13 protein-coding genes are annotated in these 15,538 nt (G+C 70.5%); 6 read left to right on the top strand and 7 right to left on the bottom strand.

Annotated elements, in window-relative coordinates; genetic code table 11:
* Positions 1-252 precede the first annotated feature (252 nt).
* The 3 genes from AB0D14_RS31305 (at position 253) to AB0D14_RS31295 (ending at position 5,552) form a co-directional block, all read left to right on the top strand.
* Complete coding sequence (locus AB0D14_RS31305) at positions 253-1,224, top strand: right-handed parallel beta-helix repeat-containing protein (RefSeq protein ID WP_362785885.1); 972 nt, start codon at positions 253-255, stop codon at positions 1,222-1,224.
* A gap of 191 nt (positions 1,225-1,415) precedes the next feature.
* Positions 1,416-4,928, top strand: coding sequence for a substrate-binding domain-containing protein (locus tag AB0D14_RS31300; protein ID WP_362785883.1), 3,513 nt, complete (start codon positions 1,416-1,418; stop codon positions 4,926-4,928).
* Between the two features lie 99 nt (positions 4,929-5,027).
* The gene (locus AB0D14_RS31295; protein ID WP_362785882.1) at positions 5,028-5,552 is read left to right on the top strand and encodes an MSMEG_6728 family protein; all 525 of its coding nucleotides are present in this window, start codon (positions 5,028-5,030) and stop codon (positions 5,550-5,552) included.
* Between the two features lie 382 nt (positions 5,553-5,934).
* Here the strand turns inward: AB0D14_RS31295 and AB0D14_RS31290 are convergent, their stop codons facing one another.
* Together AB0D14_RS31290 and AB0D14_RS31285 are read right to left on the bottom strand one after the other, a co-directional pair.
* A complete protein-coding gene (locus tag AB0D14_RS31290; RefSeq protein WP_362785881.1) occupies positions 5,935-6,318 on the bottom strand; it encodes a toxin Doc in 384 nt (127 codons plus the stop codon).
* Positions 6,318-6,557: a hypothetical protein gene (locus AB0D14_RS31285; protein ID WP_362785879.1), complete on the bottom strand. Its 240-nt coding sequence runs from the start codon at positions 6,555-6,557 to the stop codon at positions 6,318-6,320. Before AB0D14_RS31285 ends, AB0D14_RS31290 begins: the two co-directional genes overlap by 1 nt.
* A gap of 146 nt (positions 6,558-6,703) precedes the next feature.
* Here AB0D14_RS31285 and AB0D14_RS31280 point away from each other — a divergent pair, with 146 nt between their 5' ends.
* Positions 6,704-7,198, top strand: a complete 495-nt coding sequence (locus AB0D14_RS31280) for a MarR family transcriptional regulator (RefSeq protein ID WP_362785877.1) — start codon at positions 6,704-6,706, stop codon at positions 7,196-7,198.
* Complete coding sequence (locus AB0D14_RS31275) at positions 7,195-7,656, top strand: MarR family transcriptional regulator (protein WP_362785875.1); 462 nt, start codon at positions 7,195-7,197, stop codon at positions 7,654-7,656. The genes AB0D14_RS31280 and AB0D14_RS31275 overlap by 4 nt, the downstream gene beginning before the upstream one ends.
* Before the next feature lie 105 nt (positions 7,657-7,761).
* On the opposite strand, the gene AB0D14_RS31270 is transcribed toward AB0D14_RS31275, so the two are convergent.
* The 4 genes from AB0D14_RS31270 to AB0D14_RS31255 form a co-directional block, all read right to left on the bottom strand.
* Complete coding sequence (locus AB0D14_RS31270) at positions 7,762-8,454, bottom strand: response regulator transcription factor (RefSeq protein ID WP_362785873.1); 693 nt, start codon at positions 8,452-8,454, stop codon at positions 7,762-7,764.
* Positions 8,451-9,812: a sensor histidine kinase gene (locus AB0D14_RS31265; protein ID WP_362785871.1), complete on the bottom strand. Its 1,362-nt coding sequence runs from the start codon at positions 9,810-9,812 to the stop codon at positions 8,451-8,453. The genes AB0D14_RS31270 and AB0D14_RS31265 overlap by 4 nt, the downstream gene beginning before the upstream one ends.
* Positions 9,813-9,819: 7 nt before the next feature.
* Entirely contained in the window at positions 9,820-12,072 is a 2,253-nt protein-coding gene (locus tag AB0D14_RS31260) for an MMPL family transporter (protein ID WP_362785869.1), read from the bottom strand.
* A gap of 195 nt (positions 12,073-12,267) precedes the next feature.
* Positions 12,268-12,780, bottom strand: a complete 513-nt coding sequence (locus AB0D14_RS31255) for a TetR/AcrR family transcriptional regulator (RefSeq protein WP_362785985.1) — start codon at positions 12,778-12,780, stop codon at positions 12,268-12,270.
* 140 nt (positions 12,781-12,920) lie between these two features.
* Between AB0D14_RS31255 and AB0D14_RS31250 the strand changes: the two genes are divergently transcribed.
* Positions 12,921-13,898: an SDR family NAD(P)-dependent oxidoreductase gene (locus AB0D14_RS31250; protein WP_362785867.1), complete on the top strand. Its 978-nt coding sequence runs from the start codon at positions 12,921-12,923 to the stop codon at positions 13,896-13,898.
* Between the two features lie 192 nt (positions 13,899-14,090).
* Here AB0D14_RS31250 and AB0D14_RS31245 read toward each other — a convergent pair whose 3' ends face one another.
* The gene (locus tag AB0D14_RS31245) at positions 14,091-15,053 is read right to left on the bottom strand and encodes a TauD/TfdA family dioxygenase (protein ID WP_362785865.1); all 963 of its coding nucleotides are present in this window, start codon (positions 15,051-15,053) and stop codon (positions 14,091-14,093) included.
* Positions 15,054-15,538 lie beyond the last annotated feature (485 nt).

Raw genomic sequence — 15,538 nt, 5'->3', positions numbered from 1 at the left:
TACCGGGACCGTGCGGATGCCCGGCCATCTGCCCTCGTAGGCGCCGGCCCCATGGCATGAGTGCCGCCCGCCGACAAGGCCCCCCCACGCGCCCCATGAGGCAGCACGCGTGAGCAGGACGCAATAGTCCACACATGGCACGTCATTGTCCACGCCCGCCGCTCTAGTCTCGCAGCGAGCCGACCGCGCGGCCCCGGCGTAGCACCCGCACAGGTACGTCACTTCTCCAAAACCCCACGGACGGAGATCCACATGCGCAGGACGAGCGCACGGTTCACCCTGACCGGAGCCGCGGCGACGAGTGCCGTCGCACTCGCTTTGATCGGAGCCACCACGGCGAGCGGCTCCACCAACGCTCAGTCGGAGCCGACGGTTGCCGCTGCCGCCGCTCCCATCGGTTTCGGTGCCGGCACCACCGGCGGAGCCGGAGGGAGCACGGTGACCGTCACCAGCGCCGCCGCCTTCAAGACCGCGGTGCAGAGCAGCGCGACCCAGATCGTCCGTGTCAACGGCACCATCGCGTTGACGGAGATGACCAAGGTCGCATCGAATAAGACGGTCGTCGGCGTCGGCACCGCGGGGAAGATCACCGGCAGCGGACTGAACGTCGCGAGCGTGAACAACGTGATCATCCAGAACCTCTCGTTCTCCGGGTCCAACGACGACGCCATCAACGTCCAGTACTCGACGAAGGTCTGGATCGACCACAACGACATCTCCGGCGCGTACGACGGGGCCGTCGACATCAAGCGTGCCTCGACGAACGTCACGGTGTCCTGGAACCGCACCCACAACCAGGACAAGAACATGCTGCTCGGCCACTCCGACAGCAACTCCAGCGAGGACACCGGCAAGCTGAAGGTGACCTACGACCACAACTGGTTCGACGGCACCAACCAGCGCAACCCGCGCGTCCGCTTCGGCAACCCGGTCCACGTGCTGAACAACTACTTCAGCAACATCGGCTCCTACGGCGTGGCGTCCACCGAGAACGCCGGTGTCCTCGTGGAGGCGAACTACTTCGAGAACACCGACGACACCTACCACCTCGGTGAGGGCGACTCCGACGCGGGCTCGCTCGTGGCGAAGAACAACTACCTGTCGAACTCCACCGCCGGACAGACCGGTGGGTCCGTGGCGTCGATCCCGTACAGCTACACCGCGCAGTCGGCGTCCACGGTCAAGGCGACCGTGACCGCCGGAGCGGGCGTCGGCAAGATCTGACCCGCGGCCTTCGCACCGCACCGACTGAACAGATCAGAAGAACAGAACAGCGCAGGACAACACAGGGCAGGGCCGGTGACCCACGTGTCACCGGCCTTGCCTCGCGGTACAACCTCACCTACGTTGCCCTGGGCCTCGCCGGCACCGCGGCTCTCGGGGCACCCCGACGGAGGCCGAACGAGGGGGCGCCGATGGACCCGGGTCCACGCACCGCGGGCGGTACGCCGCTCGGGACGAACCGGCCGCTGACCGTCGGCCTGCTCACCGCCAACATCCACCTGGGCGTCGGAGCCACTCTCTGGTCCGGTGCCTGTGCCGCCGCCGAACGCAACGATGTCAACCTGATCTGTTTCCCCGGCGGAAACCTCAGGCACGGTGACGTGGCCCGCAGTGAGTTGTACGAACTCGCCGGACCGGCCCGGCTCGACGGCGTCGTCTGCTGGAGCTCCACCCTGGGGCTGCCCTCGGCCGGGCCCAGAGCCCGCCGCCTGCTGCGCCGGCTCGCACACCTGCCGCTGATCAGCCTCAACCAGCCGCTCAGCGACCAGACCGACGTGCTGTCGATCGACTCCCACGCGGGAATGCGCAAGCTGGTCGGCCACCTCGTCGTCCAGCACGGCCGCAGAAAACCGGCCTGCATCCACGGCCCGCTCGCCAACCCGGTCTCCGAAGAGCGTTACCGCGCCTGTGTCGATGCCCTGCGCCACCACGGTATCCGGCACGAACACGTGGGCGCCGCGGTCGACTTCGCCGCGGCGGCCGGCGCCGCTGCGATGCAGGTGCTGCTGGAGGCCCGCGGGCTGACACCGGGCGTCGACTTCGATGTGGTGCTGGCCTGCAGTGACGTTCTCGCCGCGGGAGCACTGCGTTACCTCACCGAACGCGGCATACGCGTCCCCGAGGACGTGGCCGTGGTCGGCTTCAACGACTCGCCCGAAGCCCGCCTCGGCGACCCGCCCCTCACCTCCGTGGCACTGCCTTTCGAGGAACTGGGCGCGCTCGCCGTGGACACGCTCGTCGCCCGGCTGCGTGGCACACGCCCGCCGGATCGCACCACCATCCCCGCCACGCTGGTGCCGCGCCGCTCCTGCGGATGCCCCTGTCCGACGTCGTCCCGGCCCCCGCCCGTCGCCCCGGCACCGGCCGTCGCGGAGCACCCCGGGGGATGGGACGCGGTGGACGCCGTGCTGCCTTACGGAGGTTCCCGCCTGGCCGCGGCCTTCCGTGCCGAGCTGGCGCGCGGCGACAGCGAGCCTGACTTTCTCCCCCTGGTCGAGCGGCTGGTGCACAGCAGCGCCGGAACACAGCCCGAGGTCGACCGGTGGCACCAGGCGCTGGAGAACGCTCGCCGCGGTGTGGTCGACACGCTGCCGAACCCGCTGCGCCGCGCCGGCGAGGTCCTGTTCGGGCAGGCGCGGCTCGTCGTGGCGGAGCGATCGCGGGCGCTCCTCGAGTACGAGCGCTGGTCGCAGACCCAACGGGCACGAAAACTCAGGGAGTTCGGGACCGCGCTGACCACGGTCGTGGACCTGGAGGGGCTCTCGGACGTGCTGGATCGCCATCTGGGCCAGTCAGGCGTCCCGCACTGCCGGATCGTCCTGTACGACCGAGACGTCAACGCCAGCGCCAGCGCCAATGTCAATGCCAACGCCGCGGTCAACGCGAATGCCAACGCCTCCGGTCCGGCGGCTCTGGGCATGGCGCGCCCCTTGCTCGCCCGTGCGGAGACGGCGGGGCAGGAATCGGCACCGGCCGGCCCGCTGGGCAGCCCCGCGTTCTCGGCGGCCCTGCTGCTTCCCGACTCCCTGCTGCCCCGCGACGGCCGGTTCACGCTGGTGCTCGAACCCCTGCACATCGGGGAGGAGCACCTGGGTGTTGCCGTGTTCGAGGCGACCTCCGCCCAAGCCGCGCATCACGACGGGGCGCTCTACCGTGAACTGGGCGACCAGATCAGTGCCGCCCTGAAGGCCATCGGCCTCTTCGACGAGGTGCGGCGCGCACGGGACGCCGCGGAGCAGGCCAGCAGGTTCCAGACACGACTGCTGACGCATGTCACCGACGAGTTGCGTACTCCGGTGGAGGCCATGCTGCACCACACCGGTGACCCCGGAGTGGCCCTCATGGAGGTCCGCAGGGACGCCGTGCGCGTGCTGCACCTCATGGAGAACCTCCTGGACCTCGCGCGTTCGGAGGCCGGCGATCTCCTCCTGACCCGGCGGCTCATGGACCCCTTGCCCGCACTCGCGCGGGCGTGCGCGACGGCGGCCTCCGCCCTGCCCGCCGGCCCCGGGTGGCGGCTCGACCTGCCCGCGCGGCTGCCCTCCGTATGGGCGGACGAGTCGCGGTTCCAGCAGATCCTGCACAACGTGCTGATCTCCGCGGCGGCCCGCGCGAAAGACGCGCCGGCCCAGGTGGCGGCTGCCCTCGGCCCGGCCGGCGTACGGATCACGGTCGCCGTCCCGGACGCCCGCGCGTCGTTCTCGGGGGCCGGGCAGCTCCCGGACGTCGGGGTGACCACGGCCCGGCGACTGGCCATGATGCACGGGGGAGCGCTGACCGTCTCCGGCAGCATGGGCCGGGCACAGTACGTCCTGGAACTGCCTCTGCCGTCCCCCGACGGGCATGCGCATCTGGCCGGCGCCGGTGACGCCCCGCTGCTCGTCGTCACCCCCGGGGAACTCGGCGCGGACGTGACCGAGCACGCCGCCCGCCACGGACTGGAGGTGTTACGGGCCGACGCCGCGCACGATCCCGTGCCGTCGGTCGCGCGGCGCACCCCCGGAGCCGTCGTGTGGGACGCCCTGCCCGACCGGCCCCAGGAGTGGCGTGCGGTGCAGCGGCTGTACGACCATCCGGCCCTGCGCCACACGCCGTTCGTACTGTTCGGCGCCGACGGTACCGACCTGCCGCAGGTCCTGCGCGCGCTGCGGCCCGACGGATTCGCCGAACCGGTGATCGTCGCGGGCGGCTCGCAGGAGTCCCGGGAGGCACTGCGGCGGCTGGCCGAGACGGCCCTGCCGGACCACCCGGCGCGGGTCTCCACCGACGCGACGACACTGTTGGCGCTGGTCGCGGACGAGACGCCGCGGCTGGTGGTGCTGGAGCGAGCCCTGCCCGACCTGCAGGCTCTGGATGTCGTGGACCGTCTGCACGACGGCACGGGCCGGGCCCTGTGCCCCGTCGTCATCGCCGACCACGAGGGTATGACAGCGGCGGACGCGCGGCGCGGCCGGCAGCACCCGGCGCTGCTCATGCTGGACCTGGACGTGTTCGCACCGCACGAGGCGGCCGCGCTCGTGCGCGAACTGGCCGGCCACGACTCCCGGTTGCCTCCGCGCACCAGGGACGTTCTCGACGAGGCTCTGGTCTTCCTCTACGAGCACTGGCGGCGGCCGATCTCCCGCTGGCAGGTGGCGCAGGCCGCCGGCGTCAGCCCCGACCACCTCGGCAAGCTCTTCCAGCAACGGTACGGTCTGACGGTGTGGGAGTACCTGACCCGGCTGCGGATCCGGCGGGCGGCGGAGCGTCTGAGGTCGAGCAACGACAGTGTGCAGAGCGTCGGCCGAGCCGTGGGTTTCCGCGACCGCGCGTACTTCAGCCGGGTGTTCCGCAGGGTCACGGGCGCCGCCCCGCACCACTACCGCGAGAAGACCGCCCCCGGAGAGGCCGTACGGGACATGTCCACCGGGCGGGCCCGCCACTGAACCGCCTCGGCCAGCTCTCCTGCGCCCGTGCGTGACATCACGGGCGAGTACGCCCGGGTCACCCGTATGGGAACAGGCCGACCGCGGTAGGCATACCGCGTGCAGACCTTTCTCCCCTACTCCGACTTCACGCAATCCGCCGCGGTCCTGGACCGGGCCCGCCTTGGCAAGCAGCGGGTCGAGGCCCTTCAGGTGCTGCGCGGCCTGATCGTCCCCGGCTACGGATGGCGACACCATCCCGCGGTACGCATGTGGATCGGCTACGAGGAGGCACTGGTCCGCTACGGCCTGGACATGTGCGCCAGGTGGGTGGCGGAGGGGCGCGCCGACACCTGTGCCACCACGCTCGTCACCGACTTCGCCCAGTACCGCCCCGGCGCCGTTGTACGTGTTCAGAAGCAGCTCGCTCACGACGGCGAGCTGCCTCCCTGGCTGGGAGAGTCCCTCTTCCATCGCAGCCACCAGTCGGCACTGGTGCGCAAGGCGCCGGAGTTCTACACCCCGTTCTTCCAGGACGTTCCCGACGACCTGCCCTATCACTGGCCGGCCTCGGACCGGGCCGCTTCGAAGCTCGACGGCACCGGGAAGCTCGACGACACAGGACCGTCGGCCGGCGCGACGTGACAGCCGACGCGGGGGCACAGGTGGCTCCCCATTCCGCAGGTGTCCCCGCGCCGGTGCGTCCTCCCAATCCGGAGCGCGCGGGTCGCTCCGGGGCGGTGGGAGGGCGGAATGCCGGGGCCCCTGTGTCCGCTGCGAGGATCCGGGGGCTCCGGCCGTCCGTGGCCGTCCTGTTCCTGTGCGCAGCCCGGGGTCTGGGAGCCGAGCGGTACGGTGACCATGCGGGGCATCAGCACAGCCACCGGCCTCTGCTCACACCGTATACAGGCCTGAGCAGTCGTCACCACGGCGCAGACCGGGCGGAACGCTGCAAGGAACGGCGCACGGACGCACGCACCGGCACGGAACCCCTCTGGCCCCGCGCGACAAACCGCGGCAGTCGAATTCAGATCCGCCAGGAGCGGAGCACGTCGGCGATGTCGTAGATGCTCAGCCGGGTCTCGCGGACCTTTCTGATGAGGTCGGACAGAGCCCCGTAGGGAGGATCGATACCTTCCCCGGACTGGTCCATGTACTGGCCGGTGACGAAGGCGGCGAAGAGGCTGTTGCGGTGGGGAAGCGGTTCGAGACGCACGACGGTGTGCAGAAGCGCGGCCGCGCGCCACGCGGTGTCGGGGTTGGACGTGGCGAGGGTCGGCATGCGTGTTCTGTGGCGCGCGACGGCCGCCACGAGAGCCGAGTAGTCGGTGACCGACACGTCGTCGTTGTCGAGGGCGGCGTCCTGGACGTCCAGGAGCCAGGGAACATCGATGTACAGGATCTCGCTCATCAGGCGGCGGTGGCCCCCTCGCCGCGCTGGGACGGGGGAATCTCGTCGGGAAAGGCCTCGTCGAACTCGGCGCGCAACCTGTCCGCCCAGGAGACGGCGCCGGCGACGAACCGTTTGCGCTGCATCTCACGGACACCGAGGTCGTGCATGTACTGCTTCAGGCTCTTGCCCTCGGCTGCGGCGGCAGCGCGCACACCTTCCATTTCTTCCTCGGTGAAGGTCACATTCAGTGATGGCATAGCGTCATGGTACCTACTCGGTACCTCCCTGTGCGACCCAACCGGGTGGAGGAGTCGGGAAGAGCTCCGGGCAGCGGCACGGACGGCCTGATCATGCGTCCGGAAAATAGTAGCCATAGACATAGTAGCTATGTACTCTATGCAGCATGAGCAAGGTTTCGCCGTGTCCTACGCCCGGGTTTCTGGTGTGGCGGCTCGCCAACAAGTGGCGCGTCGCGGTCGATCGTGCGGTGGCACCGCTGGGCCTCACCCACGCGCAGTACTCACTGGTCGCGTCGCTGTACGGCATGCAGCGCGACGGCGAGCGGCCCAGCCAGCGCCGACTCGCCGACCACACCGGCCTTGAGGCGCTGTACGTCTCGAAGCTGGCGCGCGCCCTGGAGTCGGCCGGCCTGATCGAGCGCACCCGCGATCCACACGACCCGCGCGCCGTGCAGCTCGCCCTCACCGAGCAGGGCCAGGCCGTCACGCGGCAGGCCATCGGGGTGGTCCAGCAACTGCTTCAGCAACTGCTGGAACCGCTCGGCGGCCTCGATGCCCCGCGGACGCGCGCGTTCACCGCCGAGCTGACGACCCTGCTCGACGTACCTCTCACTCCATCCGTACCGAACGACGACAGCACACAGGGGGCAACACCATGACCACCACCGAACCCACCGCACCCGCATCCGCGCCCGCCGACGCCCGCGCCCTCGGTCTGGCCCACTACGCCGCCCGCGGCGTCCTGGAGCACGTCCTGGCCCGGCACGGCAGCACGTTCCAGCAGCAGATCACCCTGCGTGCCGCCGTCACCGCCGACGTCCCGCAGACGCCGGACGACCTTGTCACGCAGGTCCGGGAATCCCTCAAGGCCGATCCGGCCGGCATCCTCGCCACACTGGACGAGCTGCTGGCCAAGCAGTTGCTCGTCGCGGACGGCGCGCACCTTCGCCCCACGGACGCGGGGCGCGAGCTGATCGCCGCCGTCGGCGCGGAGACCGCCCCTCTCTCCGCCCGCATCTGGGGCGGGATACCCGCCGAGGACCTGGCCGTCGCAGGCCGCGTCCTCGCACAGGTCACCGAGCGCGCCAACGCGGAGCTTGCGGCGCTGACCGGCTGACAGCCGCGCCGACGTCCGTACGTCAGGTGACGGCCTGTCACGGGGAACGCTCGGCCGGCCGCGAGGAGCCGGCGCGTGGAGCCGTCCAGGGGCCCCGGTATCGGACTACGACAGGCGGCCGGTGCCGCCGTCGGGGGCGGCGGTGGCCAGGCCCGTCCGGTAGGCGATGACGACGAGTTGGGCCCGGTCGCGGGCCTCCAGCTTCGTCATGGCGCGCTGCACGTGGGCGCGGACGGTGAAGGGGCTGAGGAACATCCGCTCGGCGATCTCCTGGTTGGACAGGCCGGTCGCGACCAGAGCCACCATCTCGCGTTCACGCGGGGTGAGCACAGCGAGCTGTTCGGGGCGGTGCGGCGGGGCGTCGTCCGGTGTGGCCAGGAACCGGGTGACCAGGGAACGGGTCGCGGCGGGGGACAGCAGAGTGTCGCCGTCGGCGATCGTACGGACGGCGTCCAGCAGGTCCTCGGCCCCGATGCCCTTGCCGATGAAGCCGCCGGCTCCCGCGCGCAGCGCCTGGGCGACGTATTCGTCGGTCTCGTACGTGGTGAGGATCAGGATGCGGCTGGCACGCAGGTCCGGGTCCGCGCAGATCTCCGAGGTGGCGGTGAGACCGTCCATCCCGGGCATACGGATGTCCATGATCACCACGTCCGGGCGCAGCTCCCGGGTGAGTCTCACCGCCTCCCTGCCGTCGGAGGCCTCGCCGACCACGGTGATGTCGTCGGCGGTGTCGAGGAGCATCCGGAAGGCACCGCGCAGCAGGGCCTGATCGTCGGCGAGCAGCACCCGGAGCGTCACGGCGCATCCCCGGCCTCTCCGTCGCCCGTGCGTCCGCTGTCCGTGCGTCCGCTGTCCATCCGTCCGTCGGCTGTCGCTTCGTCGGTCATGCGCGCCTCGCTGGTTGTTGCTCCGTCAGTCCTCTGCGTCGTGCCCTTGGCGGGCGGCAGGGGCAGCTCGGCGGAGACGAGGAAGCCACCCTCCGGGCGCCTGCCCGCGGAGAGGTGCCCCCCGACCGCGGTGGCACGTTCACGCATGCCGATCAGACCGTAACCGGGCGGACGGTCCGACACTGGGGACGCACCCGGTCCCGTGGACGCGATCGGCGCCGTACGGGCGGCCCCTCCGTCGTCGGCGACGGTGATGGTCACGCGATCGCGGTTCCAGGCGAGGCGCACCCGGGCGCTGCCGCTACCGGCGTGCTTGGTCACGTTGGTCAGGGCCTCCTGGATGATGCGGTAGGCGGTGAGGTCCACTCCCGGCGGCAGCGGCCTGGCCGTGCCCTCCTGGTGCAACGACACCTCCAGATCCGCGCGGCGGAAGGATTCGAGGAGCATGGGAAGCCGGGACAGCCCGGGCGCCGGTTCGGCGGGGGCGGCCGCGTCCCCGGACTGGCGCAGCAGACCGACCGTGGCCCGCAGGTCGTCGAGTGCGTCGCGGGTGGTCGCGACGAGCTCCTGCAGGCTCTTGCGGGTCTGCTCCGGGCGGGTGTCGAAGAGGTGGGCGGCGACCGTGGCCTGCGCGTTGGCCAGGGTGATCTGATGGGCCACGAGGTCGTGCAGTTCCCGGGCGATGCGTACCCGTTCCTCGGCCACTCTCCGGCGCGCCTCGCTGTCCCGGCTCTTCTCGGCCCGCCGGGCCCGGTCCTCCACGGCCGCCAGGTAGGCCCGTCGGTTCTGCGCCGAGTGACCGAGTACGCCGGCCATCAGCGGGAACGCCGCCACCGCTCCCACCCTGCTCGCGTCCTTCCACGAGAGGGCCCCGAACAAGGGGGTCGAGGCGACCAGCAGCGCCACGGAGACGAGCGCCACCGCGCTCGCCGCGCGCCGTTCGGTGCGCGCGGTGAGCGAGTAGGAGTAGGCGGTGATCACGGCGGGGGCCACGATGAGCGGGCTCAGCAGGAGGCCCAGGAACGGCGCCAGCACGCCGCTCGCGGTCGTGACCGCCATGGCGGTCAGGGGCGTCCGGTGCCGCAGCGGAAGCACGGCACAGGACACCACGGCGACGAAGTAGGCGGCGGCAGACGGCGGTGACAACGTGCTGCCGTCGTTCTGCACCGCGCCGCCGAGCAGACAGAGCGCGAACGCCGTCGCCGTGATGACTCCCTCCCGCCACCACGTGCCGCGTGGTCGCGGGCCACCGCCCCCCGCGTTCGTCACGGCCGGCTCAGCCCCGGCCGGCGGGGAGCCGCTGCACCGCTGCGTCCGGCTCGGTCGCGGAGGCCGGGACATGCCTGCTCAGTGCCTCACCCTCGATGTCCACGTTCGGCAGCACGCGGTTCAGGATACGGGGCAGCCACCAGGCCCGGTGGCCGAGCAGTGCCAGGACCGCGGGTGCGATCGCCATCCGGACCACGAAGGCGTCGAAGGCGACGGCGGAGGCCAGGCCGACGCCCATCGTCTGGATGGTCGGGGTGTTGATCCCGATGAATCCGGCGAACACGCTGATCATGATGATCGCCGCGGCGGCCACCACACGTCCGCTGTGCCGGAAACCGCTGACGATCGCCTCGTCGGGGGACGCGCCATGGACGTAGGCCTCCCGCATCCGGGTGAGGAGGAAGACCTCGTAGTCCATGGCGAGGCCGAACACGATGCCGATGATGAGAATCGGCATCAGCGACATGACCGGTCCGGTCTGCTCGATGCCGATCAGGTCTGCCGCCCAGCCCCACTGGAAGACGGCGACGAGGACGCCGAAGGCGGAGCCCACCGACAACAGGAAGCCGAGCGCGGCCTTGATCGGGACCAGGACCGAGCGGAAGACCACCATCAGCAGGAGCACCGCCAGGCCGATGACCACGGTCAGATAGGGGAGGAGGGCGTCGGACATGGCTTCGGAGATGTCGATGTTCAGCGCGGTGGTGCCGGTCACCAGGATGCCGGCGCCCGTGTCGGCCTCGACGCCGGAGACCGCGCTCCGGATCGCCTGCACCAGGTCCTTGGTCTCGCCGCTGTTCGGCGCGGTCTGCGGGACGGCGGTGAGGACGGCCGTGTCCTTGGTCCGGCTGAGGACCGGATCACCGACCGACGCGACCCCGTCCACTCCCCGTACGGTCTTGACGACCAAGTCCGTGGTGGCCCGGGGGCCCGCAGACCCCGAGGATGCCGACGTGTCCACGACCACGGTCAACGGGCCGTTGAAGCCGGGCCCGAAGCCTTCCGACAGCAGGTCGTAGGCGCGGCGCTGGGTGGTCTCCACCGACTTGGACTCGTCCCCGGGCAGCCCGAGTTCGAGGCTCAGCGCCGGCAGGGCGACGGCGCCGAGACCGAGTACGGCAACCATCAGCACGGTCCCCGGCCTGCGCAGCACGAACCGCGCCCAGCGGGTGCCGAGCCCAGGCCGGCCGGCCGCGGCGGGCACCGCGTGCGGGCGCTCGACTCCCGGCCGGGTGGCCTTGCGGACGGTGCGGGACAGTACCCGCCGGCCGAAGAAGCCGAACAGCGCGGGGACCAGGGTCAGTGCGACGAGTACGGCAAGGGCCACGGCGCCCGCGCCGCCCATGCCCATCTTGGTGAGTTCGGGGATTCCGACGACCCCCAGCCCGACCAGGGCGATGAAGACGGTCGCGCCGGCGAAGACGACGGCGGATCCCGCCGTGCCCACCGCCCGGCCGGCGGCCTCCTCCGGCTCGCTGCCCTGGGCGCGCTCGTCGCGGAAGCGGGAAGTGATGAAGAGTGCGTAGTCGATGCCGACCGCCAGCCCCAGCATCAGCGCCAGAATGGCGACGGTGGACGTCAGGCCCAGTGGCACGGCCAGCGCGGAGACCAGGCCGAAGGCGATCGCCACGCCCACGAAGGCGGTCAGCAGCGACAATCCGGCCGCGACCAGCGACCCGAGGGCGAGGACAAGGACCACCGCCGCAACGACCACGCCCACGATCTCCGTCGTACCGCCCGGTTCCTCTTCCGAATCCAGGGCCGAGCCGCCGATCTCCACGGTCAGCCCCGCGTCCCGGCCCTGGTCCGCGGCGCCCTCGAGAGCGCTCTTCGTCGGCTCGGTCAGGTCGACGGCGTCCGCGGTGTAGGTGACCGTGGAGTAGGCGATGGTGCCGTCCTTGCTGACAGCGCCGGTCTCATAGGGGTCGGTGGTCGACGCGACCTGATCGCTCCCTTCCAGCGAGCCGAGCGTGTCCTCGATGGCCGCCTTGTTCTCCCTGGCCGTCACCCGCTGCCCGTCCGGGGCCTGGAACACCAAGCGGGCCTCGGCACCCTGGGAGTTGCTCTGGGGGAAGCGCTCGTCCAGCAGGTCGAACGCCTTCTGTGACTCGGTGCCGGGCATGGAGAGGTCCTCTTCCTCCGCGGCCGGCGCCATGGCGGCGCCGGCGACGGCCAGCACCAGGACGCCCAGCCACAGACCACCCACGAGCCGGCGCCGCCGGAAGGCCCACCGTCCGACCCGGTAAAGAATTGTCGCCATTTGCTGATCGCTCCAGACACCGCTAGGCAAGGGGAATGCACGAGATTCACGCGCCTCCAACCCTTCCCTCCGGCGCCCCGCCGGGCATCGTTCCCTGCCGCCGTCTTCCCCTGGTGCACCCGCACCAGCCACTCACGTGTCCTGGTGCCTACGCACTACAGGCCGACCTGGGCCTTTACGGGGTGTGACCCGAGTTCAACTCAACGCGCCAGGAGAACGCGCCAGGAGAGCGACAGCGACCTGCAGCCGTTCCAGGTAGAACTCCCGTGACGCGGCCTGGTACTTGAGGCCGATCGACGCGCTGATCATCGTCTGTGCGATCGAGGGGGCCGCCTCTCGTCCTGACTCGACAGCGATCGCGTCTGTGATCAGTTCTTCGAAACGCCGCGGCGTGGTCTCGACGATGTCTCCGAGGAGGCCGGGATTGTCCTCGATGACCAGCGGGACATCGCGCGTCAGCGGGCCGATGTAGCGGCCCGCCCACTGGTCGAACGCTTCGACGAGGCGCTCCGGAAGGGGGCGGCCGGTGTCGGCCAGGATGCTTTCGACCGCGGTGAGGTCGCGCTCCAAGGCCTGGGTGACCGCGGCACGGAACAGAGTCTCCTTCGAGGAGAAGAGAAAGTAGAGCCCGGGCCGGGAGATGTGCGCCGCCCGCGCAACCTCCTCCATCGAGGTCTTCCTGTAACCGAATCGCGCGAACGTGGCCAGAGCGGAGTCCAGAACCACGGTTCGACGGTCGGTATCGGCAACTGCCGACGGCGGGTGGCCAACATCGGGACTGCGCATGAACTGAGCATACGAGGAGAGCCGTACTATACAAATCAAGTCTAGTGCGTATAGTCGTCGCCATGGCCATCCGCGAACCCATCGGCACGCCCTTCGCTGCCTCCAGCACCGCGGACGAGGTGCTGCGGGGCGTCGACCTCACCGGCATCCGCGCGATCGTGACGGGAGGTTCCTCCGGAATCGGGACAGCGACGGCTCGTGCCTTGACCGCTGCAGGGGCGGAGGTGACGCTCGCTGTCCGGAACACGACCGCGGGTGACGCCGTCGCCTGCGCGATCGAGAAGTCGACCGGAAGGATCCGGCCGCGAGTCGTCCGGCTCGACCTCGCTGACAGGGCCACCGTCACAGGGTTCGTCGACGCCTGGGGCGGCCCGCTTCACCTGCTGATCAACAACGCGGGCGTGGTCACGGGCGGCCTCGAACGAACACGTGAGGGCTGGGACCTGCAGTTCGCGACAAACCACCTCGGCCACTTCGCCCTCGCCACCGGCTTGCACCGAGCCCTGGCCCTCGGGGCGCTCGACCGCGACGGAGCACGGATCGTCTCGGTCAGTTCGACGGCGCACATGCGTTCCGGCATCGACTTCGACGACCTCCACTTCGAGCGACGCAGCTACGACCCGCAGATTGCCTACGCTCAGTCGAAGACGGCGAATTCTCTCTTCGCAGTCGAGGCGACCCGCCTCTGGGCGTCCGACGGCATCATCGCCAACGCGGTGAACCCCGGCGGCGTCGCCACGGGACTGCAGCGGAACTTCACAACGCAACAGAGGGAGTCGCTCGACGCGGCCGAAACCGCCGGAGTCTTCACGTACAAAACGGTCGAGCAGGGGGCCGCCACCAGCATCGTCGCGGCCGTCGCCCCGGAGTTCGCTCACTCCGGAGGCCATTACCTGGACGATGCACAAGAGGCCTACACCGTGCCGAACGACGCCGACCTCGCCCAGCATCCGCACGGTGTCAAGGAATGGGCGCTCGACCCCGCCACCGCCGAGCACTTGTGGGCAGTCTCGACCGACCTGCTCCGCCGGCCGGCCTGACAGAGGACGGAGTCGCACAGTTCGCCTCCGACCACATGCTTTGCCCGTGCTTCCCTCCGGGTGATGAGGTGGCACGGTGAGCAACCACGATGAGGCGGGGGGCCGTCCGACCGTTTCGGACACGCCTCCGGAGCTGTGCAACGTGAAAGGTCTGACTGCCTTCCAGGAAACGTGCGGCCCGGGTCGGCCTTCTCAGAAGGGCCGGTCCCCGGCGATCGCCACCCGCTCAGCCACCCGCCGGTGCGGCCCGTAGTCGTTCACCGCGTAGTGCTGAGTCGCGCGGTTGTCCCAGAACGCGACGTCTCCTCGCTGCCAGCGGAAACGTACCTGGAACTCAGGCACGTGGGCCTGCTGGAACAGCAGGCGCAGCAGCCGGTCGCTCTCCTCCTGTTCCAGACCGATGATCCGTGTGGTGAACGAGGTGTTGACGAAGAGCATGCGCCGCCCGGTCTCCGGGTGCCGACGTACCACGGGGTGTTCGACCGGGGGAAATTGTTCCTGGTAGGGGGCGAGACGCTCGGGCGGATAGAAGCGCGCGAAGCCCGGCAGGAAGTCGTGGACCGCGTGTGCGTCGTCGATGCGGGCCCTGACCTCCTCCGGCAGGTTGTCGTAGGCCGCGGCCATGTCCGCCCACATGGTGTCGCCGCCGAAGGGCGGCACCTCGCGCAGTTGGAGCACCGCGCCCATCGCGGGCCGCTGCCGGAAGGTGACATCGGTGTGCCAGACGTTCTCGAACGTCGGCGCCGTCCCCGCGGCCTTGTCGAAGCGCACCACATCGGCGGCGTCACCGGTCGCGAGCAGTGGGTTGGTTTCCAGCTCGCCCCAGTTGCGGGCGAAGTCGCGCTGGGCACCGGCGGTGAGGTGCTGGCTGCGGAAGAAGAGCACCTTCCACTCCAGCAGGGCACGGTTCAGCTCCTCGCGCAGCGCGTCCGTCAGCGGCCGGGACAGGTCCACGCCCTGCACCTCCGCGCCGATGGTTCGCGCCTGGGGAACCAGCTTCAATCGGGTGTACGGGCGGTCGGCGACTCCGGCCGGCAGCCGGTCGAGGATGCGGGTGCCCTCGTAGAGGCCGTCGGCGGGTATGCGGTGATCACGCAGGACAGAGAGAGCAGGGAGAGTGGGGAGGGCGGTCGGGGTAGCGGGCAACGAGAACATCTCCTGGTGATCGTGCGGACACGGCCGTCGAACGGAAGGGAACTCAGAACCCGGCGAGGCGCCGGCCCCGCGGATCACAGGGAATGGGACACCGTTGCCGGGTGTGGGGCGGACCGCGAGCGGGGAGGGCCGACGCCGGGCTGATGTGCGGGGCGTCGGATCCGGCGGGGCGTCGGGTCAGCGACAGGAACAGGCGGAGAGCGGGGGAGACCCGACCCGGCCGCGACGGAGCAGGAAGCTCAAGCCGCGGGGTGCGCACACGCCGCGCGCGCCACGGCTCGTCGGCCGGGTCTCGCGCAGGATCGGGTACGCCATCATGACCGACACGCTAGCACCCGTTCTCGCGGGCGCGGGCTTCCGGTGCCGGTCGGCTGTTCTCGGTCCCCGGTCGATTCCAGATAACCGTGTGAGACAGCGGCGCCGACGGCGAAACCCTCTACGCAGCAGGCAAGCAGGCAAGCAGGCAAGCAGGCAAGCAGGTGCCG

This window comes from Streptomyces sp. NPDC048484, assembly GCF_040651415.1.
Classification (GTDB): domain Bacteria; phylum Actinomycetota; class Actinomycetes; order Streptomycetales; family Streptomycetaceae; genus Streptomyces.
The sequence above is the reverse complement of the archived record's forward strand: the minus strand, read 5'-3'. Positions and strand labels throughout refer to the sequence as shown.

Bases quoted from the DNA above. Each gene is read 5' to 3' on its own strand.
- AB0D14_RS31275 (WP_362785875.1), top strand. From the start codon at position 7,195: ATGACCACCACCGAACCCACCGCACCCGCATCCGCGCCCGCCGACGCC.
- AB0D14_RS31250 (WP_362785867.1), top strand. From the start codon at position 12,921: ATGGCCATCCGCGAACCCATCGGCACGCCCTTCGCTGCCTCCAGCACC.
- AB0D14_RS31290 (WP_362785881.1), bottom strand. From the start codon at position 6,318: ATGAGCGAGATCCTGTACATCGATGTTCCCTGGCTCCTGGACGTCCAG.
- AB0D14_RS31305 (WP_362785885.1), top strand. From the start codon at position 253: ATGCGCAGGACGAGCGCACGGTTCACCCTGACCGGAGCCGCGGCGACG.
- AB0D14_RS31285 (WP_362785879.1), bottom strand. From the start codon at position 6,557: ATGCCATCACTGAATGTGACCTTCACCGAGGAAGAAATGGAAGGTGTG.
- AB0D14_RS31300 (WP_362785883.1), top strand. From the start codon at position 1,416: ATGGACCCGGGTCCACGCACCGCGGGCGGTACGCCGCTCGGGACGAAC.
- AB0D14_RS31280 (WP_362785877.1), top strand. From the start codon at position 6,704: ATGAGCAAGGTTTCGCCGTGTCCTACGCCCGGGTTTCTGGTGTGGCGG.
- AB0D14_RS31245 (WP_362785865.1), bottom strand. From the start codon at position 15,053: ATGTTCTCGTTGCCCGCTACCCCGACCGCCCTCCCCACTCTCCCTGCT.
- AB0D14_RS31260 (WP_362785869.1), bottom strand. From the start codon at position 12,072: ATGGCGACAATTCTTTACCGGGTCGGACGGTGGGCCTTCCGGCGGCGC.